This is a genomic window from Kribbella ginsengisoli (assembly GCF_039537185.1).
GTDB classification, from domain to species: domain Bacteria; phylum Actinomycetota; class Actinomycetes; order Propionibacteriales; family Kribbellaceae; genus Kribbella; species Kribbella koreensis.
Genome location: NZ_BAABAA010000006.1, coordinates 421724 through 445792, shown reverse-complemented (window position 1 = coordinate 445792; position 24069 = coordinate 421724). Strand labels below are relative to the sequence as shown.

The 24069-nt window shown below is 68.0% G+C and carries 22 protein-coding genes; 12 read left to right on the top strand and 10 right to left on the bottom strand.

What is annotated here, in order from left to right:
* The first annotated feature begins 14 nt into the window (after positions 1-14).
* From ABD768_RS23175 to ABD768_RS23165, 3 genes are all read left to right on the top strand, one after another.
* Positions 15-515, top strand: a complete 501-nt coding sequence (locus tag ABD768_RS23175; protein ID WP_344843873.1) for a SigE family RNA polymerase sigma factor — start codon at positions 15-17, stop codon at positions 513-515.
* The gene (locus ABD768_RS23170; protein ID WP_344843870.1) at positions 512-1894 is read left to right on the top strand and encodes a hypothetical protein; all 1383 of its coding nucleotides are present in this window, start codon (positions 512-514) and stop codon (positions 1892-1894) included. The genes ABD768_RS23175 and ABD768_RS23170 overlap by 4 nt, the downstream gene beginning before the upstream one ends.
* Positions 1895-2006: 112 nt before the next feature.
* Positions 2007-2933: an endo-beta-N-acetylglucosaminidase H gene (locus ABD768_RS23165; RefSeq protein ID WP_344843867.1), complete on the top strand. Its 927-nt coding sequence runs from the start codon at positions 2007-2009 to the stop codon at positions 2931-2933.
* Here the strand turns inward: ABD768_RS23165 and ABD768_RS23160 are convergent.
* Entirely contained in the window at positions 2921-3439 is a 519-nt protein-coding gene (locus ABD768_RS23160; RefSeq protein ID WP_343981736.1) for a histidine phosphatase family protein, read from the bottom strand. The genes ABD768_RS23165 and ABD768_RS23160 overlap by 13 nt on opposite strands.
* Positions 3440-3527: 88 nt before the next feature.
* Here ABD768_RS23160 and ABD768_RS23155 point away from each other — a divergent pair, with 88 nt between their 5' ends.
* The 6 genes from ABD768_RS23155 to ABD768_RS23130 all read left to right on the top strand — a co-directional run bounded on the left by ABD768_RS23155 (position 3528) and on the right by ABD768_RS23130 (position 9964).
* The gene (locus ABD768_RS23155; RefSeq protein ID WP_344843864.1) at positions 3528-5387 is read left to right on the top strand and encodes an acyl-CoA dehydrogenase; all 1860 of its coding nucleotides are present in this window, start codon (positions 3528-3530) and stop codon (positions 5385-5387) included.
* A gap of 244 nt (positions 5388-5631) precedes the next feature.
* Positions 5632-6873 (top strand): hypothetical protein, encoded by a 1242-nt coding sequence (locus tag ABD768_RS23150; RefSeq protein WP_344843861.1) that lies wholly within the window; start codon positions 5632-5634, stop codon positions 6871-6873.
* On the top strand, positions 6870-7514 hold the full coding sequence (locus tag ABD768_RS23145; RefSeq protein ID WP_344843858.1) for a hypothetical protein: 645 nt from the start codon (positions 6870-6872) through the stop codon (positions 7512-7514). Before ABD768_RS23150 ends, ABD768_RS23145 begins: the two co-directional genes overlap by 4 nt.
* Positions 7511-8758, top strand: a complete 1248-nt coding sequence (locus tag ABD768_RS23140; protein WP_344843855.1) for a hypothetical protein — start codon at positions 7511-7513, stop codon at positions 8756-8758. The genes ABD768_RS23145 and ABD768_RS23140 overlap by 4 nt, the downstream gene beginning before the upstream one ends.
* A gap of 117 nt (positions 8759-8875) precedes the next feature.
* Complete coding sequence (locus ABD768_RS23135) at positions 8876-9646, top strand: DUF4097 family beta strand repeat-containing protein (protein ID WP_344843852.1); 771 nt, start codon at positions 8876-8878, stop codon at positions 9644-9646.
* Positions 9647-9715: 69 nt separating this feature from the next.
* Entirely contained in the window at positions 9716-9964 is a 249-nt protein-coding gene (locus tag ABD768_RS23130) for a DUF6458 family protein (RefSeq protein WP_343981754.1), read from the top strand.
* Here ABD768_RS23130 and ABD768_RS23125 read toward each other — a convergent pair.
* Positions 9954-11735, bottom strand: a complete 1782-nt coding sequence (locus ABD768_RS23125) for an NHL domain-containing thioredoxin family protein (protein ID WP_344843849.1) — start codon at positions 11733-11735, stop codon at positions 9954-9956. The two genes, ABD768_RS23130 and ABD768_RS23125, sit on opposite strands and share 11 nt — an antisense overlap.
* Before the next feature lie 82 nt (positions 11736-11817).
* Between ABD768_RS23125 and ABD768_RS23120 the strand changes: the two genes are divergently transcribed.
* Entirely contained in the window at positions 11818-12381 is a 564-nt protein-coding gene (locus ABD768_RS23120) for a hypothetical protein (RefSeq protein WP_344843847.1), read from the top strand.
* Between the two features lie 51 nt (positions 12382-12432).
* Here ABD768_RS23120 and ABD768_RS23115 read toward each other — a convergent pair whose 3' ends face one another.
* The 8 genes from ABD768_RS23115 to paaN form a co-directional block, all read right to left on the bottom strand.
* Positions 12433-14076, bottom strand: a complete 1644-nt coding sequence (locus ABD768_RS23115; protein ID WP_344843845.1) for a hypothetical protein — start codon at positions 14074-14076, stop codon at positions 12433-12435.
* Positions 14077-14218: 142 nt separating this feature from the next.
* A complete protein-coding gene (locus tag ABD768_RS23110; protein WP_343981767.1) occupies positions 14219-15124 on the bottom strand; it encodes a carbohydrate ABC transporter permease in 906 nt (301 codons plus the stop codon).
* Entirely contained in the window at positions 15121-16020 is a 900-nt protein-coding gene (locus tag ABD768_RS23105; RefSeq protein WP_343981770.1) for a carbohydrate ABC transporter permease, read from the bottom strand. The genes ABD768_RS23110 and ABD768_RS23105 overlap by 4 nt, the downstream gene beginning before the upstream one ends.
* 70 nt (positions 16021-16090) lie before the next feature.
* A complete protein-coding gene (locus ABD768_RS23100; protein ID WP_343981773.1) occupies positions 16091-17371 on the bottom strand; it encodes an ABC transporter substrate-binding protein in 1281 nt (426 codons plus the stop codon).
* Between the two features lie 232 nt (positions 17372-17603).
* Positions 17604-18635, bottom strand: a complete 1032-nt coding sequence (locus ABD768_RS23095) for a zinc-dependent alcohol dehydrogenase family protein (protein WP_344843839.1) — start codon at positions 18633-18635, stop codon at positions 17604-17606.
* Between the two features lie 22 nt (positions 18636-18657).
* Positions 18658-19176, bottom strand: a complete 519-nt coding sequence (locus ABD768_RS23090; protein WP_343981779.1) for a flavin reductase family protein — start codon at positions 19174-19176, stop codon at positions 18658-18660.
* The gene (locus tag ABD768_RS23085) at positions 19173-20561 is read right to left on the bottom strand and encodes a serine hydrolase domain-containing protein (protein WP_344843836.1); all 1389 of its coding nucleotides are present in this window, start codon (positions 20559-20561) and stop codon (positions 19173-19175) included. Before ABD768_RS23085 ends, ABD768_RS23090 begins: the two co-directional genes overlap by 4 nt.
* Entirely contained in the window at positions 20554-22224 is a 1671-nt protein-coding gene (gene paaN, locus ABD768_RS23080; protein ID WP_343981785.1) for a phenylacetic acid degradation protein PaaN, read from the bottom strand. The genes ABD768_RS23085 and paaN overlap by 8 nt, the downstream gene beginning before the upstream one ends.
* Before the next feature lie 73 nt (positions 22225-22297).
* On the opposite strand from paaN, the gene paaI reads away from it, so the two are divergent.
* Complete coding sequence (gene paaI, locus ABD768_RS23075; RefSeq protein WP_344843833.1) at positions 22298-22723, top strand: hydroxyphenylacetyl-CoA thioesterase PaaI; 426 nt, start codon at positions 22298-22300, stop codon at positions 22721-22723.
* Positions 22724-22856: 133 nt separating this feature from the next.
* The gene (gene pcaF / locus ABD768_RS23070) at positions 22857-24062 is read left to right on the top strand and encodes a 3-oxoadipyl-CoA thiolase (RefSeq protein WP_344843830.1); all 1206 of its coding nucleotides are present in this window, start codon (positions 22857-22859) and stop codon (positions 24060-24062) included.
* The last annotated feature ends 7 nt before the right edge of the window (positions 24063-24069 follow it).

Below are 24069 nucleotides of genomic sequence, written 5' to 3'. Positions count from 1 at the left end.
CAGAAGGGGGTCGAATGGTCACCCGGGGCGACGACTTCGACGACTTCGTGCGGGGGACCTCGACGAGGTTGCTGCGCACCGCAGTACTGCTCACCGGCGACCGTCCGGCCGCGGAGGACCTCGTCCAGGAGGTCTACGAGCGCGTCTACGTGCGCTGGCGCTGGATCCATACCGCCGCGGAGCCGTACGCCCGCAAGACCCTGACCAACCTGGTCGCGAACCGCTGGCGACGCAAGGGCCGCCGGCCCGAGTCACTGGTCGCCGAACACACCGATCAACCGAGCCCTGACCGTGCCGACGACATCGTCGCTCGCGACCAGCTGGTGACGGCGCTGCAGGAGCTGCCGCCCCGGATGCGAGCCGTGATCGTGCTCCGGTACTACGAGGACCTCACCGAGGCCCAGACCGCCGAGGCGCTCGGCTGCTCGGTCGGCACGGTCAAGAGCCAGGCCTCGAGAGCCCTCGACAAACTCCGCCTCATCACCGGGCCGGCGATTCTGGAAGGACTGCGATGACCGACACCGAACTCAAGCACCGGCTGACCGCGGCGGTCGACCACATCGACGCCCCCTCCGACCTCGTCCATCGGGTCCGCAAGGGCGGCACCTCCCGGCTGCACCGTCGCCGGCTGACCGCTGTGATCGTGGCCGGGTTGACCCTGGTCGCCATCGCCGGCGCGAGCACCGTGATCCAGTACCTCCCGACGCCGGCCCCCGCCCACCCGAACATCAGCGACTCCGGCGGAATCGGCAGCGGCGACCCGTACGGCTTCATGATGAAGGGCAAGACCCGCGGCGACCTGGCCGGCGACAAGACCTTCCTCGCCGAGGCGGTCGCCGCCTGGGAGCAGGGCCGGATGAAGACCTACGAGAAGGAACGCGGCATCTACGACGACCTGCGCGGCGAGTCGAAGGTCTACTGGGCCGGCAACACACCGGCCGGCAAGGCAGCGATCATCGTCCAGAACTCCTTCCTGCACGAGCACGGCAACATGCAGATCGACCGGGAAGGCATCCACACGCTGGTCGGGTACGTCGGTACGGACGCCGCCGGGAAGACCGTCTACATCACCGGCAGCTACCCCACTCCCGGCCCCTCGCTCGACGCGGCGTTCGTGACCGGCCCGTCCAAGCAGCAGCAGGCGATGGTGGTGATCGACCTGGGCAAGGACATGGGCTGGGCCTACAAACGCGAGTACACCAAGGTCGGCGGCAGCATCCAGAAGTTTGCGCCACTGAGGTTCGCGGACGGCGTCAGCGTGGTGAAGGTCCCGCTCGGTACCGACCCGTACGCCCTCCAGGTCAGCCTGATGCCGCCGGACGACAAAGTGAACTACCAGGTCGTCAACGGCCTCCCGCCGGCAACGAGCACCGAGGACTTCGACAAGCGGCTCTGGACCGGGGACAAGCAGGCCGATGGTTCGGTCAAGGAGGTCGCCTGGCCGATGACGGACGGCGCCGACGCCCTGGCCGCGAGTGCGAACGACAACTTCGTCCTGGCCCTCGTGGGTGGGAGCGATCCGGGCACCCAGGGCACCTACCTTCCGGCCTGGGTCGGCTACGGCCTCACCCCGAACGGCTCGACGGTGCTGCTGAGCGAGCTCCAGCTCGATCCCGATCCGACCCACGTCTACGCGGTGGTCATCCCGAAGGGCAAGCAGGCGACCATCGTGCAGGGCGGCGTACCGGACCCGAAGGCGCCGCTGCCGGTCAAGATCAAGCTGCCGGGCGACCAGGGCTGGGCCGTCGCGGCCAAGGACGCCGGCCTGTCCTACCGCTTCGGCACGGGCACGTGGAGTGCGCCCCGCAAGAACGCACTACTCGTCCCGGCCGGCTCGAAGCCCTCGGTGCGGGTCACCCTCGGTACCGGCACGCATGTCGTCTGGCTGCGCTGACAGCCAGTCACTGTCCGCAGCAACGCCTTGACACAACGTCCGCTCCGGTTGAGGATCGATCCGCTATACCGGTTTAGCGATCACCCGCCCGCCCTCCACCAGGAGCTGATCGATGAGTCCAGCGAACATCAGTAGACGAACCCTCTTGTCCGGTCTCGCGGCGACGTCCGCCGTCGTCGCGACCGGCGCGGCACTGCCCGCCGAGGCCGCCGCGGCCGGTGAGTGCCGGGCCGCGGCCAAGACCGGCCCGGTCACGGTCGCTTACATCGAAGTGAACGACCACAGCATGCTGAGCGCCGGCAAGTACAAGCTGGCGAACGGCGGTGCGCAGGTGATCGACGTCGCGGTGATCTTCGCGGCGAACATCAACTACAACACGACCACCAAGAAGGCGTACCTGTTCTTCAACCCGCAGGTGACGAACGTGCTGAACAACGTCGCCACCCAGGTCCGCCCGCTGCAGCAGAAGGGCATCAAGGTCCTGCTCTCGATCCTCGGCAACCACCAGGGCGCCGGGTTCGCGAACTTCCCGACCAAGGCGGCCGCCGAGGCGTTCGCGCAGGAGCTGGCCGACGCGGTCAACCGCTACGGCCTGGACGGGATCGACTTCGACGACGAGTACGTCGAGTACGGCAACAACGGCACCGGCCAGCCGAACGCGAACTCGTTCATCTGGCTCGTCCAGGCACTGCGCGCCAAGCTGCCGAACAAGCTCATCACCCTGTACGATATCGGCCCGGCCTCCGACCGGCTGGTGAGCGGCGACCAGAGCATCCGGGAGACCTTCAACTACGCCTGGAACCCGTACTACGGCACCTGGGGCGTCCCGAGCGGTCCGAGCTCCAAGTCCAAGCTCTCCCCCGCAGCCATCTCCTACACGGCCACCAGCCAGACCACCGCCGTCAGCCTGGCCCAGCGCACGGTCTCCGAGGGCTACGGCGTCTTCCTGACGTACAACCTCACCGAGTCCAACACCGCCACCTACCTGTCCGCCATCACCCAGAAGCTCTACGGCAGCAACACCGTCTATACCCCGTAGATCCACCCCGGCTGCCAGTCGAACGGCGCGGCCACCAACTCCTCCAGCGACTCCTCGGCCAACAGGTGCTGCAACGCCCACCTGTTGGCCGAGTGCGCGACCAGCAGCACCTGGGCCCCGTCGTACAGGCGCCTGATGTCGGTCAGGAACGACCTGGTGGACTCAACGACCTCTCGATAGCTCTGCCCACCAGGGAACGGCGTATCCACCCGGTCCCGCCTTGGCTCCAGCTCCGGCCGCGGCCGCCCGTTGAGCTCGCCATAGTTGCACTCCCGCAACCTCCAGTCGACGAAGTGCGGCGCCTCGAGCCCGGCCAGCTCCACCGTCTGCACAGCGCGACGCAGGTCGGAGCTGAAGACCACGTCGACCCCTTGCCGCCGCATGCCCAGCTCGACCGCCTCCTGGCGGCCGGCTGCTGACAGTTCCCCCGGCAACCAGCCAGTGGCGATGCCCTGCTCGTTGTCCAGCGTCGTGGCGTGCGTCTCGTAGATCAGCGTCGTCGGCATGGCTCACAGTCAATCTGCTTTGCGTTCGTTACTGGCCGGTATATACTCAAGTTACTCGTGAGTATTAGCTAGAGGTAGGGGAACCCCTGTGAGCCACTACAAGTCGAATCTGCGGGACATCGAGTTCAATCTGCTCGAGGTGCTCGGGCGCGGTGAGGTGCTCGGTCAGGGCCCGTACGCCGAGATGGACGTCGACACCGCCCGGGAGGTGCTGTCGGAGATCGACCGGCTCGCCAAGAACGAGCTGGCCGGGTCCTTCGAGGACGCCGACCGCAATCCGCCGGTCTTCGACCCGGCCACCCACGAGGTGCGGATGCCGGAGTCGTTCAAGAAGAGCTACCACGCCTACATGGACGCCGAGTGGTGGAAGCTCGAGCTGCCGCCGGAGCTCGGTGGCCAGCCGACGCCGCCCTCGCTGCGCTGGGCCGCCGCCGAGATGGTGCTGGGCGCCAACCCGGCCGTGCACATCTACGCCGCCGGACCGAACTTCGCCCACGTGCTGTGGCGCAACGGCACCGAGCGGGACAAGAAGATCGCCCAGATCATGATCGACCGCGGCTGGGGCGCGACCATGGTGCTGACCGAGCCGGACGCCGGCTCCGACGTCGGCGCGGGTCGTACCAAGGCCACCCTGCAGGACGACGGCAGCTGGCACATCGAGGGCGTCAAGCGCTTCATCACCTCGGGCGAGCACGACATGACCGAGAACATCGTGCACCTGGTGCTCGCGCGGCCGCAGGGCATCGAGGGAGTTGGCGGCCCGGGCACCAAGGGGCTCAGCCTCTTCATCGTGCCGAAGTACGACTTCGACCTGGAGACCGGCGAGCTGACCGGTGAGCGCAACGGCGCCTTCGTCACGAACGTCGAGAAGAAGATGGGCATCAAGGTCTCCACCACCTGCGAGATCACCTTCGGCGAGAACACCCCGGCGAAGGGCTACCTGCTCGGCGAGGTGCACGACGGCATCGCACAGATGTTCCAGGTGATCGAGTACGCCCGGATGATGGTCGGCACGAAGGCGATCGCCACCCTCTCGACGGGCTACCTGAACGCACTCGAGTACGCCAAGGCCCGGGTGCAGGGCGCAGACCTGACCAACCCGGCCAAGGACGCGCCCCGCGTGACGATCACGCACCACCCCGACGTACGGCGCTCACTGCTCACCCAGAAGGCGTACTCCGAGGCCCTGCGCGCACTGGTGCTCTTCACCGCCACCTACCAGGACCGCGCGGAGAAGGCCCGGTACGCCGGTGAGCACGACCTCGAGGCCGAGCGGGTCAACGACCTGCTGCTGCCGCTGGTCAAGGGCTACGGCTCGGAGAAGTCGTGGACGCTGCTCGGCACCGAGTCCCTGCAGACCTTCGGTGGCTCCGGCTTCCTGCAGGACTACCCGATCGAGCAGTACGTCCGCGACGCCAAGATCGACACCCTGTACGAGGGCACCACCGCGATCCAGGGCCAGGACCTGTTCTTCCGCAAGATCATCAAGGACCAGGGCCAGGCACTCGGCCACCTGTCCGAGCAGATCCAGGCGTTCGTCGCCTCCGAGGCGGGCAACGGCCGGCTGAAGGAAGAGCGCGGACTGCTCGCCAAGGGCCTCGAGGACACCCAGAAGATCCTCGGCGTGATGGGCCAGGCGCTGATGTCGAGCAACCCGCAGGCCGAGAACGGCGACCCGCGCAACATCTACAAGGTCGGCCTGAACACCTCGCGGCTGCTCTACGTGCTCGGTGACGTCGTCTGCTCCTGGCTGATGCTGCGGCAGGCCGAGGTCGCGCTGGACAAGCTCGGCGGCGAACTGTCCCCGGCCGACCAGGACTTCTACACCGGCAAGCTGGCCGCCGCGCAGTGGTTCGTCCGCTCCACGATGCCGACCGTCCGCGCCGAGCGGATCAAGGCCGAACTGACCGACCTCGACGTGATGGACCTGCCCGAGTCGGCCTTCTGATCCGAAGGGCGACCCCCCGGACGGTAACCCCCTCCCGTCCGGCGGGTCGCCCTTCTGCCCCTCGCTGCCCGGTGATCTGCCCTGCCCAGGGCTTTCGATCCACGGAAGAGTTTCGCCCTGCGGTACCGCAACCCTGGCCCGGTCTCCCCTGTCCGAGCCAGGGCTGCGGCTATTCCGGAACCGGTATGCCCACGGCCGCGTCAGTGCAGAGGTGGACCACTCGACCCGTCGTAGGCTGAGCGCGATGTCCGCCCGAATCCCCCGCCTCGGCGTGCTTCTTGCCGTCCTCGCGTTCCTCGCCCCGTCCCCAGCGGCCGCAGCCGCCCCCGAGCTCCCCGACCAGATCGCCGCCGGCTGGAAGGCCGACCGCATCTTCGTGTACGACGCCTTGCGGCCCGCCTTCCCGAAGTCCGAGCTGGACCGGATCCGCGCGACCGCCGGCACGGTCTCCTTCCCCGTCTATGTCGCGCTGCTGCCCCGTACGCCGGCCACGCGCGACCTCGACCTGCCCACCCTGCTGCAGGCACGCGTCGGGCAGCCCGGCCTCTACCTGGTCTGGACCGTCTCGGACGACTACTGGGCCGGCACCGAGACACTGATCCGGCCAGGTGGCCTCAAGGGGCGCGACCTCACCCGCGTACAGCTCGATGACCAGCAGGACAACAAGATCGTCACCGACCGGCCCGCTCCGCGCATCGTCCGGACGATCCAGCAGGCCGCCACGGCGTACGACGGCCGAGCGCTGCCCGCAGTACCGGCCGGGGACCTGACGCCTGAGCGCCGGTACGACGACGGGCTCTCCGCGACGGACAAGGGTGATCGCGCCGCGTTCATCGGGATGGGCGTCGGTGGCGTACTCGGCTTCGTCCTCGTCATCGTGCTGACCCTGCGGCGCCGCGACCGGCGGTCGGCGCCGCGGAAGCGTGGCACCCAGAGCGGCCTCACCGGTCCGGTCAACATCTGGTCCGTCCGCGGCAAGGCCGACCGCTGGATCGTCAAGGCGGGCAAGACCCTCAAGCGCCTCGAAACGCAGATCTCCCGGACCGACGTCTCCTCCGAGGTCCTGGACCGGCGCGACGACGCCAAGGCACGGCTGGCCGCAGCCCGTACGTTGCGTGCTGACGAGTCCGACGACCTCACCGCGCCCGCCGGAGCCTTCGTACTGGCCCGGCAGGCGCACGAAGCGGCAAGTGGCGCCGGAGTCCGCCCACCGTGCTTCTTCAACCCACTGCACGAGCCGGGAACCGTCCAAGCGGCCTGGTCCGACGAAACCGAAGTACCGGCCTGCACTAGCTGCGCGAAGGTACTGGAGCGTGGCGAGACTCCGCGGGGGTTCCTGGTGTGGAAGAAGTCCGGTCTGCTCCGGCTGGACCACAAGGCCGTGCCCTACTGGACCCTGAACCCGAAGGAGCAACCACTGGTGGCCACCGGCTTCGGTGCCCTCGAGGACGACCTCACCGAGCGCGTCAGCCGGGGCGACAAGTGAAGCGCCTCGGGCTGTTGGTACTGGCCTGCCTGTACCTGTTCGCGCTGCCTGCGGCCGCTGCCGAGCTCCCTACCGACCCGAGAGTCACTGCAGCAGTCGCTGCCTGGAAGAGCACGCCTTTGTACGTCGATCCGCTCTACAGCTCGGTGGACACCACAGGGGTCGTCGAACGGGTCTCCTCCGCGCAGGTGCCGGTGTATGTCGCTCTACTGCCGACCGGGACCTGGTTCCAGGAGAAGGGCGACACCGTACGGCTCGCAGGCTGGCTCGCGGTGAGCAACGGGAAGCCAGGGCTCTACCTGGTCGTGGACGGCTACACGGTGGTCGGCGCGGCTCACCTGGTCGCGGCGAGTACCTACGGGACGACGTACGCGACCAAGGACGAGAGTGTTGCCGGGCAGGTCGGCGACTACCTGGACTCGGTCCGGTTCAACGACCGGTACGACAAGGACCCGGCCAGAACCGCCGCATTGCCCGTCGAGCCGAAGCGGAGCTACAGCGAGGACCGCTTCACCGTGAAGTCGGCGATCGGTAACAGTCTGGGCGGCTTGACGCTCGGGCTACTGGGCGGGGCGCTCCTCGCCCTGCCCGTACTAGGACTGGCGGCGCTGGTCGCCCATCGACGTGGAGGTCGGCTGTGAAGCGCCTTGTGGTTCTGCTCGTCCTACTGCTGGCAGCGGCGCCGTTGCCGGCCACAGCGGCGGTCAGCCAGACACCGGCCGAGCGGGCGAAGGAGATCGCGACAGCGCTGACCAGGGACCCGCTCTACATCGACCCGGTCTACGCCCCGGCGCTGCCGGAGGCCATGCGGACCGGAGTACGGGCGAAGGCCAAGGCGCTCGGTTATCCGGTCTACACGATCATCCTGCCGTTGACCCCGAGTGATGCGTTCCAGGGCAAGGAGTCGAACGTCATCACGCTCGTCGCCGACGCGCTGCGCAAACCAGGCCTGTACGTCGTGGTCGATGGTGGCGGGCGCTTTCCCTGGTACGAGCCGAAGGACCTCCCGCAACTCGATGAGGACAAGCTCAACCCGGCCCGCCAGCGTGCGCTCGACGACACGGGCTATGACGCCGGGCCTACCGAGGTACTGACTCGCTTCTACGAGTTGCTGGCCGGTCCTGCGCTGCCTCAGCCGACGCGGACGACGTCCGGCGGCAGCGCGGCTCCTGCTGATGACGACGATGACGGCAAGGGCGGGACGATTGCCCTGGGCATCATCGCGGGCGTAGTCGTGCTCATGATCGCCCTCGGACTCTTCATCGGACTCCGGCGCCGCGGCGGTCCCGCTCCGGCGAAGGCGCTGGCTCCTCGCAAGGAGAAGGCGTTCAGCATTCCACCACACGTCGCCGCGACCGTGGCCGCAGAGCGCCGGCGGCGGTTGACCGCCGAGACGACGGCGGAGCTCACCAAGCTCGGGTCGGACCTCGCCGCCTTGCCGACGGTGGAGGGTGCGGGGTTGCGGCATCAGCAGGTCGCCCTGGACTGCCACGACGCGGCCGGGCGAGTGCTCGACGCCTCGCGCGACCTGGTCGATGTGGTCGGCGCGATGGTGCTGCTGGATCAGGGGCGACGCGAGTATGACGTGGCGAAGGCTCTTGCGGCTGGGCGCAAGCCTGCCGTAGTACAGCCGCTGTGTGCCTTCAATCCCTTGCATGGCAGGGCATCCGGGCGACCGACGCAGGTGGACTCGGATGGCGCGACGCTGGCGCTGCCGTTGTGCGCGGACTGCCGGCGGGCGTTGAAGAGCGGCAAGGCGCCGGCCTCGTTGCCGGGGGACGACGGACCGTACTGGCACGGCGACGACCTGTGGGCACGGACCTTCTTCGGCGCGCTGTCGGAGGACCTCCCGGCCGCGGTGAGCCGGGGTGAGTACCGGCCCTGAGGGGGCCGTCCCTGAGCTCGGCGTCAGGGCTGGTCTGGGGGTTCTGCCTGATCCGGCGGCTCGCCGTACCGGCCTACTGTCGAGCCACCAGGTGGGGACGAGCAGAGGTGGATGGCAATGGCTACGGTCGGGCAGGTAGGCGCGCTGCTGTTGGTAGCGGGGGCTGGGATGGCGGTGTGGACGTTCGGCGACAAGGACTCGAACACCACGCACGAGGTGACCGACAAGATCTCCGTCGTCCGGCTGGACTCGCCGAACGCCGACGTCACCATCAAGGTCGCCGACGTGGACAAGACGACGGTCCAGGAGAAGCGGTCGTACTGGCTGATCAAGCACGGCGACGCGTTCGAGGTCGACGGGGAGACGCTGAAGCTCAACGGCGACTGCGGCTGGCAGTGCCGGGCCGACTTCGTCGTCACCGTGCCGCGGGGGACGAAGGTGACCGGCTCCAACGGCAGTGGTGATCTGTCGATCAGCGGCGCCGGCGGCGTCGACACGAGCTCGCGGTCGGGCAAGGTCTCGCTGACTGATGTGACCGGTGACGTGAAGCTCGATCTGACGTCGGGGGACGTCGAGATCGAGGGCCTGGCCGGCAAGCTGGAGGTCACGGCGAACTCCGGCGACATCGAGGCCAAGCACCTCAAGGGTGGGCCGGTGAACGTCGAGACCACGTCGGGCGACATCCGGCTCGACCTGGACGAGGCGACCGACGTACGGGCCAAGGGCACCAGCAGCGACGTCGAGGTGACCGCGCCGGCCGGCGGCTACAAGGTGCAGACCAAGACGCACAGCGGCGAGGTCGACAACACGCTCGGCAACGACCCGGCCGGCGGCCACACCATCGACGCCAGCACGACCAGCGGTGACGTCACACTCGCCCCGCGCTGACTCTCCGTAGGTTTACGGTCGGGTACCTCGTACGCTGGAGTTACACAACACTTACGAGGAGGGCTCGACATGAGCATCGGTGTGGGGATCTTCCTGATGGTGGTCGGCGCGATCCTCTCGTTCGCGGTCCGCGACTCGTGGGACGCGGTGAACCTGACCGTGGTCGGCTACATCCTGATGCTCGCCGGGCTGGCCGGCATCGTGCTCTCCTTCTACATCACGAACCGGCGCCGTCGGGTCCCCAACGACGCGCTCGACCCGGCCATCGAAGAGGAGTACCGGGTCGTCGAGGAGCACCACCGCGACATCAAGGAGTAGTCGCTCCCGACAGGACCAGCTCGAGCCGGGCACTGCCATCGGCGGTGACCCGGATCGGCACGCCCCAGTCCTGCCGATGCATGTGACAGGCCGGGAACTCCACCGCCGCTGAGTCGTCACACGATGCGGCCTGTACTGCGACGTGCAGCACTCCGTCGCCGACCCGCTCGTCGATCACGAGCCTGCGCGTCAGGTCGGTGGAGTCGCCCGCGCCCTCCTTGAGCAGCGCTTCCGGCGTCGACGAGACGAGCAGCTTGGTGGACGGGCCGTAGCGGTCGTCGAGCTTCTGGCCCGGCGGCGGGGTGAACACCACGTCGAGCGTCACCTCCCCGGCCGCGATGTCCATCGGCGGCCGCTGCGTCCGGGTACTGAACTCATCCGCCTTCGCCGACGCGCCCAATGGGACCCGGGTCAATCGATGCGCGGCCGACTCCACCACGAGCAGGTCGTTGCCGGCGACAACAGCTCCGCTCGGCTCGGCAAGCCCGGTGGCCATCGTCTCGACCAATCCGCTGGACGGGGCGTACCGGCGTACGGCGCCGTTGTAGGTATCCGAGATCGCGATCGACCCGTCGGGGAGCACGGTCACTCCGAGCGGGTGCTGCAGGAGCGCCTCCTCGGCCTTGCCGTCCCGCAGCCCGAAGTCGAACAGCCCGGTCCCGACGGCGGTGTGCACCTCGCCGCCTTGGACCCAACGCAGCGCGGAGATCTCCGAGTCGGCCAGCCAGAGCCTGTCCCCGTCGGCCGCGAGCCCCGACGTCTGCGCGAACCACGCCTGCTCCAGCGCACCGTCCCTCAGTCCTTCGTTGGTGGTTCCCGCAGCGACCTCGGTGGTCTTGCTGAACGGGTCGTACGTCCACAACTGGTGAACGCCGGCCATCGCGATCCACACCTTGTCCTGCCACCACGCGACATCCCACGGCGAGCTCAGCACGCCGGTCCCGTCGCCATCCATCCATTGCTTGCCGGTACCAACCAACGTGCTCACTTCGCCGGTACCGAGGTTGATCCCTCGTAGCGCATGGTTGACCGTGTCGGCCACCACCACGTCGTACCCGACCCGTTCGGCAACCTCTTGCGGCACCACCGTCAGGCCGTTCGGCTCGGAGAACTCAGCGTGGGTGCCGTCCTTGAACCCACGCTTACCCGTACCGAACCTCCTGACCACGGTCGTCGCATCGGCAGCCAGCTCGACCACGCTGTGGTTGCCCGCGTCCGCCACCAGGAACCCGTCGCCCAAGGCAACAACCTTCGCCGGGAACCGCAGATCCCCGGCCTCGGCCACCGGCGCCACATACGGCGACTTCCCCCGAGTCAGCGTCCCCGCCTTCTCATGCTCGGCGATCAACTCCGCCAGCTGAGCGTCCAGGGCATGCTCGTGCCCCTCACCGGAGTACTGGGCAACGATGTACCCATTCGGATCCACCAACACCAGCGTCGGCCAAGCTCGCGCCGTGTAGTTCTCCCAAGTGACCAACTCCGGATCATCCAGCACCGGATGTCCCACCTCGTACCGCTCCACCGCTGCCTTGACCGCGGCCTCTTCCCCCTCATGCGCGAACTTCGGCGAATGCACGCCCACAATCACCAGCGCGTCCCCGTACTTCTCCTCCAACGGCCGCAACTCGTCCAGCACATGAAGACAATTGATGCAGCAGAAGGTCCAAAAATCGAGGAGCAAAAAGCGCCCCCGGAAGTCCGCGAGCTTCAGCTCCCGTCCCCCGGTGTTCAACCATCCCCGACCCTTGAGCTCCGGCGCGCGCACATGCATGCCCCCATTGTCCGCCCGGGCTCAACCAGTCCCGTCGGAGGGCCCACGGACCGGTCACCCCGCCGGGCGGTAGTTTGCGATCGTGGGCATGTATCTCTACAGCGTCAGCGCCGGGGACTGGTTCGACGACGATGAGGGCGGCTTGGCCGAGACCGCCACGGCCCTGGACGCGGAACTCGGGCGGCTGGGCTTACCGGCGTACCGGCCCGGGCCGGCGGCAGCGCCCTTCGAGGAGAAGCTGGTCCCTCCCATGGACAGCTTCAGCCGCCTCGGCGGACAGCACCTCTCGACCGGGGAATTCGGGCTGCTGTGCGATTGGACGCTGCTGGTCCCCATATCCCTCGAGAAACCGATCCACCTGCCGATCGAGTCCCAGTACTTCGAGTCGACCACGATCGCCGGGGCCCCACAGGTACAGGCGATCGCCGAGAAACTCGCCGCCGCCATCGCCCTACCGGCCGAGGTCCCCGCCGCACCCCACAACCTGACCCTGACCACCTGGTTCCTGGACGGCCCCGCCAAAGCCCTCGCCGCCACCCACCAAGCCCCCTGGGCCGACGACCTGGACGCGTCCTTCTACGTAGCCCTCTACCTCCGCGCAGCGCAACACGCCCTCCGCCACCACACACCCCTCACCTACTCCTGACGGCTGGACTCCCCGAACCAACGCTCGAGCTGCGGTCCTACCCGGCTGGGGTCAGCGGGGGAGGATGAGGGTGTCGGTTAGGAGTTTGGCGGTTTTGCGGAGGGTGGGGGGTGAGGAGGAGAGTTCGGTGGCCAGGGCTAGGGGGGTTAGGGGTTCGCCGGGGCCTACCAGGCGGTGGCGGTGGGCTTGGAGCCAGACGATGGCTCGGGGCCAGGTGGAGAGGCGGGCCTTGGTCAGTAGGTCGGGGGCTTCTCGGACCAGGCGATCGGCTATGTCGAAAGCTTCGGCGGCGTAGTTGGTGCCCAGGGTTTCGCCGGCTAGGAGCCAGGCGTGGGGGGCCAGTACCGACAGGGTTGCGGCTTGGGATTTGTCCAGGCCGCGGAGGTCGGGGCGAGGTGGGGCGCCCAGGCCGGCGAGGGTGCGGTAGGCCTCTTCCAGGTCGGCGCTGGTGTCGTCCAGGAAGACTCGTTCGCCGGAGAGGGGGCGGATCGGGTCGGTCAGGGCGGCAGCTTCCAGGGCTGGGCTCCAGACGTCTACTGCGTCTACGGCTTCTTCTATTGCGTCCATTTCCAGGGACGTGCGGTCGCCTGCGAAGGCCAGCCATGCCTTGACCACCAACGGGACGGCGGCGAAGTAGGTGCTGTCGGCAAGCACCTTGCGGGGCAGCCAGTGGGACAGGAAAAGCTCCACCAGTACTGCGCTCACCCGCAACGGCCCGCCAACCGTGCGATCGACAGCGTGGTCGACCCACAGTCGCGTGATGTCCGCCGCGTCATCCGGAAGCCCAACAGCGAAAGGCGATTCGAGGAACTCGTCGACCAGCTGATCGCGTTGCCGCCCGGACAGTTGCGCCCGCACCGGCGGTCGGACCGGCCGCTCGGGCAACTGGGTCAGCCGATTCACCAGCAACCCGGAGAAGAACTCGAAGTCCTCCGTCACCGGCGGATCGTCCGAGTCGTGCGTCTCCCCCAACGCCTGCAGAATGATTCCCGCAGCAGTCGCAGGCCGCACCGTCCGCACAGTCACCCGCCCACCGCGCTGGTACGCCTCGACCACCCGATCCACCGGCGGCCCGACAAAAACATCCTTCGCGATCGCCCCAAGGTTGTTGTCCACAAAGACGACCACCGTGTGCGGATGCTGCTCGTCGTCATAGTCCAGTACGACGCTCAACCCGTCGCCCGTCACGTCCTCCGACACGATCGCACTCGTCAACCGGAACCCGGCGATCCGCGCCACCCAGTCCGGCACGTCGTACTGCGTACGCCCCCGCGACAAGTGAGCCCGCTGCAACGGCAGCCGCCCAGCCGGCCCAACGGTACGAGCCAAACTCGTCAGCAACACAAAGGAATCCGGGTCCCGCCGCTCCCCCAGCACCCGAGCCGCATCGGCCCAGAAGAACCGCTCGACCTCACCGATCTCGTCCGGCTGCCCAGCAGGCCACAGCTGGTCGGCCAGCAGCGCCGCCGACCGCGCGACCGACGCCTCGGCAATCACCGGATGCAACGCGGGCGGAGCAGCCGCCAGGTCGAGCAGCAGCGTCTCCTGCAGGGTGTCCAGCACGGCGACGCTCGGCGTGGTGTCGAGGTCTGTCCCCACGACACCCGCCGGCGGCTGCCCTGGGGTCGGGCCTGAACCGGAGTCGACCAGCCGCAAATGGCTGCCGCGTCCGTCCCGGCCTCGTGACTTTGTCACTCTGGCGAGATTACCGCTGACCGCCCCTCCGCCGCAGGCCGGTGCGCGCGTCCTGTGGACAACTCGGTCGACACGCCGTCATGAAACGCCTACGGCCCGTACCTCCAGTAGGAATCACCGGAGATACGGGCCGTAGGGAAGGTCAGCCCTTCAGCGCACCCGCCATCAGTCCGCCGATGAACCAGCGGCCGAGCAGGATGTAGACGAGCAGCGTCGGGAACGACGTGATCAGCGCGCCCGCCATGCTGGCCGCGTAGTCGACCTTCTGCCCACCGGCGAGTGCCGCCAGGCCGAGGGTGACCGGGCCGTTGTTCTGCTGGGTCAGGAAGAGCGCGAACAGGAAGTCGTTCCAGACCGAGGTGAACTGCCAGATCAGCGTGACCACGAAGCCGGAGATCGAGACCGGCAGGATGATCCGGATGTAGGTCTGGATCAGGCCGGCGCCGTCGACCCGGGCCGACTCGATGATCTCGGTCGGGATCACCGTCGCGTAGTAGTTGCGGAAGATCAGCGTGCAGATCGGGATGCCGTAGATGACGTGCGTGATGAGCAGCGTCGGGATACCCCGGGTGACGTCCAGGTCCTGGTAGGTCTGCCGCAGCGGCAGCATCACGGCCTGGTACGGGATGAACATGCCGAACAGGATGAACGCGAACACCAGGTTCGCGCCGGGGAAGCGCCAGCGGGCCAGGACGAAACCGTTCGCCGAGCCGATCAGCGACGCGATGATCGCGGCCGGGACGGCCAGCGAGAGCGAGCGGACCATGTACGGCTGCAGGACGTCCCAGGCTTTGCGCCAGGGCTCGATCGTCCAGGTCTGCGGCAGCGACCACTGCGCGGCGGCGGTGGTGTCGCTGGAGGTCTTGAAGCTGGTGATGATCACGACGTACACCGGCGTCAGCACGAACAGGAGGAACAGCAGCAACAAGATGTACCGGACGGTGCGGCTGCGCCGGGTCGAGCCGTCGGCGATCGTATTGCGCTGCGGCTTCTTGCTGATCGCCGCGGCCGCCTTGCCGGTGGCGGCGGAAGCATCCACGACGGTCATTCTTCGTTCTCCTGCCGGACGGTGTAGGCGACATACGGGATGACCAGGACCGCGACAACAGCGAGAAGGACAATCGCTATCGCGGCCGCCTTCGCCATGTCGCTGCGGAGCAAGGTGTTCCACATGTAGACCGAGGGCACCTCGGTGCGGAACTGGTTCGGACCGGTGATCGCGTAGATCAGGTCGAACAGCTTCAGCGACATGTGGCCCAGGATGATCAGCGCGGACAGCGCGATCGGGGACAACTGCGGGAACAGTACGTACCGGTAGAGCTTGAACTCACTGGCGCCGTCCACCCGGGCCGCCTCACGCAGCTCGGCCGGGATGCCGCGGAAGCCGGCCAGGAACAGCGCCATGATGTAGCCGGACAGCTGCCAGACCGCGGGCAACGCGATGGACGCCATCGTGGTCCACCGGTTCCCCGCGGTCCACCAGGGATTCTCCAGGAAATTCAGGTGCAGGATGTCGAACAGCCGGTTCAGGCCGCGCGCGTCATCACCCTGCGAGGGGTTCAGCAACCAGCCCCAGACGACGCCGGAGGCGATCATCGAGATCGCCATCGGGAACAGGAAGATCGACCGGAACAGACCCTCTCCGGTGACCCCCTTCTCCAGCAGCAGCGCCCAGAGCAGGCCGAAGATCAGCGTGCCCACGATGAACGCCACCGTGAGCACGCCGAGGTTCTTCAGCGAGTTGAGGAACCGGTCCTCACCGAACAGATTGACGTAGTTCTCGAACCCGACGTGTTTGGTCGGGACCGGCCGGGCGTTGTGCTTGTCCGTCAACGAGGTGTTGAAGGTCCAGGCGATCAGCCCGTAGACGAAGTACCCGAGCAACAGCACCGTGGGCAGCAGCACCAGCGCTCCTGGCCCCCAGGTGCGGATTCTTCCGTGCATGACTCAGGACTCCCGGTCGAAAACGGTCAGGTCGAGATCAGTCTGGTTCGGTGAGGACGGCACCGCGCGATCAGCTCGGCTTGGCTGCGGCGACCAGCGCCTTCTGCAGCGTGCCGACGTCCAGACCGCTGCTGAACTGGCCCATCGCCGACAGGATGCTGTCGTTCTGGCCCAGCGTGCAGGCGGCGCCGTGCGCGCAGGACGGCACGATCGTCTTGGACTTCCAGTCAGCCATCGCGGACTGCTGGTACTTCGGGTAGTCGGCCGGCGACGCGTCCGAACGGGCCGGGATCGAGCCCTTCTTGGTGTTGAAGGCCTTCTGGCCCTCGGCGCTACCGACCGTCTTCAGCCAGCACTTCGCGCCCTCGGGGTCCTGGCCACCGGTCGGCAGCGTGAAGGAGTCCGCGAGGAACTGGAAGTCGCCCGAGGTACCCGGCGCCGGCCAGTAGGTGTACGCGCTGTCCGGGATCTTGTCGGACAGCTGCTGCGCGGCGACCCAGTCACCCATCAGCGTGTAGCCCGACTGGCCCTTGTTCACGTACTGCAGCGCGTCCGGCCAGTCGACCGCCTCGCGGTCGGCGTTGGCGTAGGACAGCACCTTCTTGAACTTCTCCAGCGCGGCGGTGACGTCGGCGCCGGCCATGTCGGTCTTGCCGTTCCACAGCCCGGTGAACTTCTCCGGACCGAGCTCGGCCAGCAGCACGGCCTCCATCACCATTTCCTCGGCGAAGCCCTTGGAGGTGGCCAGCGGGGCCTTGACGCCGGCCTGCTTCAGCTTCTCCATGTCGGCGATCCAGGCGTCGACCGAGGCCGGAGCCTTGGTGGCGTCGATGTTCGCCTTCTTCAGCACCGCCGGGCTGGCCCAGACGACGTTGGCGCGGTGCACGTTGGCCGGCACCGAGTAGATCTTGCCGTCGACGGTCAGGTTGTCCAGCAGGGTCTGCGGGAACGCCTTGTCGAGGCCGAACTCCTTGTAGAGGTCGCTGACGTCGTCCACCTGGGCGTTCTTGATGTAGTCGCCCAGCTCGGCGCCGGCGTGCGCCTGGAAGGTCGACGGCGGCTTCTTGGCCTGCAGGTCGTTCGCCAGCACCTGCTTGGCGTTCGAGCCCGCGCCACCGGCGACGGCGGAGTTGACGAACTTGTAGTCCTTGCACTCGGTGTTGAACACCGAGACCAGCCCGTCGAGCCCGGCCTTCTCGCCACCATCTGCCCACCAGGTGAAGACGGTCACGTCCTTGTTGGCCGCCGCGTCCCCACCACTGCTCGAGTCGTCGCTGTTCCCGCAGGCACTGACCGCGAGAAGACCCACGGCACCCACCACCGCGAGGGTCTTGCTCCAACCACCACGCATCTTTTCACTCTCCGATCAGCTCAGGGAGCTGTTTGACAACGAATGCCCCCTCGACGCGCCCAACTCTGGGCCGGGGCCGGTCGGGTGTCAACGCTCCGCGCGAGCGCGTTGCGCAGACGTGATCCCTCGTGCACACCTGGTGTGAGAGCGCGTACAAAGCGCTCTTGTAAGGCCAGTATGAGCTGAGGTATTACTGCCCCACCCCACCACCCCGGACAGGGGGTACTGCGCGCTATGGCCTGAGCAACACCTTGATCGCGCGCCGCTCATGCATCATCTTGTAGCCCTCGGCCACATCTTCCAGCGGCAACTCCGCATCGAAGACGAGCCCTGGATTTATCGCTCCCGACAGTACGTCCGCCATCAGCTCCGGGAGGTACTGACGCGCCGGAGCCATCCCGCCGGCCAGCCCCACGTTGGTCCGGAACATCCGCCGCAGCGGCAGTTCGACACCGTGCGGTACGCCGACGAACCCCACCGTCGAGCCCGGCCTGGCCACGTCGAACGCAGTGCTGAACGACTGGTCCGTACCGACGCATTCGAGCACCGCATCCGCTCCCACGCCTGCGGTCAGCTCCAGCACCGCGGCCTTCGCCTCTTCACCACGCTCGGCGATGATGTGCGTCGCACCGAACTGCCGTGCGATCTCCTGCCGCGATTCGTGCCGGGAAAGCGCTAACACCCGCTCAGCGCCCATCCGCGAAGCAGCCAGTACGCCGCACAGCCCAACCGCCCCATCACCCACCACGACCACGGTGTCGCCGGCCTTCACCCGGGCCGACCGGGCCGCGTGCCAGCCGGTCCCCATCACGTCCGACAACGTAAGCAACGATGGGACCAGTGCATCATCTGGTACGCCGGGAGTCGCCACCAGCGTGCCATCCGCCATCGGCACCTTCGCGAACTCGCCCTGCCCCCCGTCGGCCTGGTCACTGCCGATCCCGACCAGGTTCTGACAGGCCGACTGGAAGCCGGCCAGACAGTTCGGGCAGGTCCCGTCGCTGGCCACGAACGGGGTGACAACGAAATCACCGGGACGCACTGTCCGCACGTCAGCGCCGACCTCCTGGACGATCCCGACGTACTCGTGCCCGATCCGGCTGCCGGGGGTGATCTTGTTCTCGCCCCGATAGGGCCACAGGTCCGACCCGCAGATGCAGCCCGCCACGATCTTGACGACCGCATCCGTCGGCGACTCGATCACCGGATCCGGAACCTCGCTCAGCCGGATGTCGAAAGGCGCATGAATCGTGGTGGCACGCATGTCCTCACTTTAAGCAGGGACGTCAGAGAGTCGAGTACCGGCCTCGGCGATGGACCAGCACCGGGAGTTCCTCGGCCGCCAGCTCCACGTGTGCGATCTCCAGCTGGACCTGAAGGGCCCAGCCGACCTCGGGTGGGTCGGCCGAAACCAGCCGGCAACCCGCCCAGGTGCTCACCCCGACGGGCGCCGGGCCCCACTCCGTCTCGGTCCAGTCGATCATCCGGAACGGCCCGCCCGGCGCCGGCGCGACGTATCCGAAGGCGTCGGCCAGTTGCTGGTGCGGGCCACCGAGCAGGCTGACCACGGCCGTCCTTGCCTTGTGCAACGTTTCCCAGAGGTCCGAGTCCGGGTCGATCAGGCCGATCACGTAGCCGGGGTCGCCGTCCGCGACGAGCATCGACGAGACGGTCAAGCCGGCCCGTTTCCCCTCATGGGCCGTCGTCCACAGCCCGACCGGCGACGGCAGCCGGCCGCGGAACCGGCGTACCGGGCTCCGTTCCGACTCCGGTGGCAGGAACGGATGATCCCCGTGGATGGTCATGCCTGAACGGTACTCACCCGCACCCGGTCGGGCAGCGTGAAGCCGTGGATCGGGTGAGCGATCAGCCCGCTGGAGTCGCGGACCGACTCGACCTCACCGGTCGCGGCGAAGGTGTACCGGTAGCACTCGCCGACCGCCTGATAGCCGGAGCCGCCGACCGCCCGGAGAGCGTCGTCGCCGGCCGGTTCGAGCGCCGTCGGATCGGCGGTCGGGTCGAGCGCGGCCGGATCGAGCACATAGAGCCGGCCGCCGAGCAGCGCGACGTCGAAAACGCCCCACAGGTTGGCGAACCGGCCGGTGAACCGGGCCGGCCCGGCTTCCTCGGGGCGCGGCTTCGACTCGGCGAGGTCGACGAGCTTCAGCAGCCCCTCGGCCAACTGGGTCGCCGGCCCGTCGATCGCGTTCGTCAGCACCGAGACGACCAGCCGGCGTTCGGCGTCGACGAACGAGCGGGTGATGTGTCCGGGGTAGCCACCACTGTGCCCGAAGACCTGCCGCTCACCGACCTTGGCGATCTGCAGCCCGAGCCCGTACTGCGGCCAGTCCTTGTCCGAGGTCTTCCAGGCCGGATGCTGCATCTTCCGCTTCGAGTCGTCGGTCAGCAGCCGGACGTCGCCGTCGAGGTGGGCCGACCAGAACGACACCAGATCACGCGCGTTGCCGAAGAAACCCGTCGCCGAAGCGAGTGCCCGGGTGTCGACGTGATCGATCGGGACCCGGCTGTCGGCGTAGGCCAGCGCGCTGTATCCGGTGGCGTACTCGTGGCTCCTGGCCGGATCGAGCTCCGGCCCCAGCCCGGCCAGACCGAGCTTGTCGACGATCTCGGTCTGCACGTAGCTGTTGTAAGGCGTACCGGACGCTGCCTCGATCACCAGGCCGAGCAGGCCGTAGCCGATGTTGGAGTACTTGAAGCGCTCGCTGTCGGCCAGGACGGCGGCACCGGGATCCTGGAGCACCCGCAGCAGGTGCTCTCGGTCCGGGAAGGGCGCGCCGAGTTGCCAGAAGTCGGCGCTGTCGCTGTCCCTGGTCACGCCGGCCGCGTGGCTGAGCAGCTCCCGGATCGCCCGCTCGCCCAGCGGGGTGCCGACGATCTCGGTGACATACATCGCGACCTTGTCGTCCAGCCGCACCTTGCCCTGCTCGGCCAGCTGGAGCAGGGCGGTCGCGGTGAACGACTTGGAGTGCGACGCGATCCGGAACAGGTGCTGCTCGGTCAGCGCGACGCCCTGCTCGACGTCGGCCGATCCGTAGGCAGCCGAGAACGCGATCGCGTCGTCGGCGTAAACAGCTGCCTGGACCCCTGGTATGCGCTGAAAACGCTGACTGAACGCCAGCCAGCTGTCGAAGTACGAGAGTGCTTCTTTCAGATTCTGCGCATCAGGCATGACGCCTAGACTGAATGACGCGGAAGCGACTCGCAACGTATGCGCCGTCCGTGTACGTGGCGTTAGCGGCCGGGTTCGCACCGGTGCCGTGGAAATCGCTGAAAGCAGCCGATTGATTGACGAAGACCTGGCCGGTCAGGTTCTCCGACAGCGCGACGCCGACGTCGAGAGCGGCCTCACGGACCTCGTCCAGCACGGCAGGGTCGGTGGAGTAGACGCCGGCCGTCATCGCACCGCCGTCGCCGACGGTCTGGCGGAACAACGCGATCGATTCGGCGGTACCGCTGGTGCGGACCAGGAAGGACACCGGGCCGAAGCACTCGCGGCTGAAGACGTCCTCGTTCTTGGCGTCCAGCGCCACCAGCAACGGCGTCCGGACGACGGCGTCGGCGTACGCCGGGTGCGTGATCGCGCGCGACTCCAGCACGACGTCGCCGTACTCCGGGGCGAGCTCGAGCCGGTTGACCACGGCCTGGTTGACGATGCCGCCGAGCAGTTCGACCGCGCGGGCGTCGTCGCCGAGCAGCTTGCTGATCGAGTTCGCGATGCCGGCGCCGACCTCGTCGAAGGTCTTGTGGCCCTCGTCGGTCTCGATGCCGTCGGCGGGAACGAACAGGTTCTGGGTGGTGGTGCACATCTGGCCGGAGTACAGCGACAGCGTGAAGGCGAGGTTGTTGCAGAGCGCCTTGAACGAGTCGGTCGAGTCGATGATGACCGCGTTGACGCCGGCCTTCTCGGTGAAGACCTCGGCCTGGGTCGCGTTCTGCTCCAGCCAGTCGCCGAACTCGGTACCACCGGTGAAGTCGATCAGCTTGACCTCGGGGCGCAGCGCGAGCGGCTTGGCCAGGCCGTCACCGGGGTGCTCGGCGGCCAGGGTGACCAGGTTCGGGTCGTAGCCGGCCTCGGCGAGGACCTCACGGGCCACCTCGACGGTGATGGCCAGCGGCAGGACAGCCAGCGGGTGCGGCTTGACGATGACGGCGTTGCCGGTGACCAGCGAGGCGAACAGGCCGGGCCAGGAGTTCCAGGTCGGGAACGTATTGCAGCCGATCACCAGCGCGACGCCGCGGCCGGTGACGGTGAAGTTCTTCTCCAGCCGGATCGGGTCGCCCTTGGCCGGCTTCTCCCAGATCGCGGTCGCCGGGTAGCGGCTCATCTCCTCGTACGCGTAGGCGATCGCCTCCAGCGCCCGGTCCAGCGCGTGCGCGCCACCGGCCTGGAACGCCATCACGAACGCCTGGCCGCTGGTGTGCTGGACCGCTCCTGCCAGCTCGAAGACCCGCTTGTGCAGCCGGTCGAGGATCTCCAGCGTGACGCCGACGCGGCCCTCGATCCCGCCCTTTCGCCAGTCGGTCAGGCCCTTTTGGGCAGCCGCGAGCAGCTCGTCCAGGCCGTTCTCGACGGTTCGCGGGTACTGGACGTCCAGCGGAACGCCGTACGGCGACTCCTCGGAACTGACTGTGCCACTGGCCCCCGGCGTCTCGAGCGCGAACGTCGTACCGCGGTGTGCCTCGAACGCGGCCTTGCCGTCCTCGGCCGCCGTCTCGCCGTAGACCCGCGGGCTCGGCGACTCCGGGAAGGCGGAGTAGTAGCCACGACTGCGGATCGCGGTGAGCGCGCCGTCGAGCCGTTCACGGTGGGAAGCCAGCCAGTCAGTAGTCATGACAGTGATGTTACAGTCCATGACCAGATCGGGGCTAGAGTGTCACAACCACTCCCTACCGCTGGGTGACCGAATGGGCAACGAGCTAGCACGCCGGGTCGCGGCCGCCATGTGGGCCGACGACTCCGCCAGCGCGGGCCTCGGCATGCGCCTGGTCTCCGTCGGCGACGGCACGGCCGAACTGGCGATGACGGTGCGCGACGACATGGTGAACGGCCACGGCATCGCGCACGGCGGCTTCATCTTCACGCTGGCCGACTCGGCCTTCGCTTTCGCCTGCAACTCACGCAACCTGGTGACTGTGGCCCAGGCCTGCGACATCGTGTTCATCGCTCCCGCCCAGCGCGGTGACGTGCTGGTCGCCGAGGCGCGGGAGCGGACGCAGTACGGCAAGAACGGGATCTACGACGTGACGGTCCGGCGCGGCGACGACGTGATCGCCGAGTTCCGCGGCCGGAGTCGTCAGTTGAGCGGCAGCATCATCAAGGAGGATTCATGACTGCGTTTTCGGCCTCGCCTCCGGCTCGGCGGGTCATGGGGCTGAAACTCCCGTTCTTCCCTCGTCGCTTCGCTCCTCAGTCCAGAACGGGAGGCCCCATGCCCAGGTTGCTCAGTCCTGACCAGGAGATCCGATGACCCGGGTAGCGTATTTGGTGGACGGCGTCCGCACCCCGATCGGGCGGTACGCCGGTGCGCTGGCAACCGTCCGGCCCGACGATCTCGCCGCGCACGCGCTGAAGAGCCTGCTCGCGAGACATGAAGGCCTCGACCCGGCGACGATCGACGACGTCTTCCTCGGCTGCGCCAACCAGGCCGGCGAGGACAACCGCAACGTCGCCCGGATGGCGCTGCTGCTGGCCGGCCTGCCGGACGGCGTGCCCGGATCCACGATCAACCGGCTCTGCGGCTCCGGCCTGGACGCGGTCGCCGCGGCCGCCCGCTCGATCGTTGCTGGTGACAACGAGATCGTGTTGGCCGGTGGCGTCGAGTCGATGTCCCGCGCGCCCTTCGTGATGCCCAAGGCAGCGTCTGCTTTCTCCCGCCAGGCGGAGATCTTCGACACCACGATCGGCTGGCGCTTCGTCAACCCACTGCTGAAGAAGCAGTACGGGATCGACTCGATGCCGGAGACCGCGGAGAACGTCGCCGCCGACTTCGCCGTCTCCCGCGAAGACCAGGACCTCTTCGCCTACCGCAGTCAGCAACGCGCGGCGAAGGCACAGGCGAACGGACGGCTCGCCGAGGAGATCGTCGCCGTGGAGGTGCCCGGCAAGCGCGGCGCGGTGACGGTCGTCGACGTCGACGAGCACCCGCGTGAGACCTCGCTGGAAGCCCTGGCCGGCTTGAAGACTCCGTTCCGCGACCCCGGTACGGTCACCGCAGGCAACGCGTCCGGCGTCAACGACGGCGCCGCCGCACTGCTGGTGATGAGCGGCGAAGCGGTCGAGCGGCTCGGCGTCACTCCGCTGGCGCGGATCGTCGGTACCGCGGCTGCCGGCGTACCGCCGCGGATCATGGGCATCGGCCCGGTCCCGGCGACCCGCAAGGTGCTCGGCAAGGCCGGGGTCGCGCTGGCGGATGTCGGCGTGATCGAACTCAACGAGGCGTTCGCGGCCCAGTCCCTCGCAGTACTGCGTCAGCTCGGGCTGCCGGACGACGCAGAGCACGTGAATCCGAACGGCGGCGCCATCGCCCTGGGTCACCCCCTGGGCATGTCCGGCGCGCGTCTCGCCCTCACCGCCGCCCTGGAGCTTCGCCACCGCGACGCCGGGTTCGCGCTCTCCACCATGTGCATCGGAGTCGGCCAGGGCATCGCGACCCTACTGGCCCGCCCCTGAGAGGCAG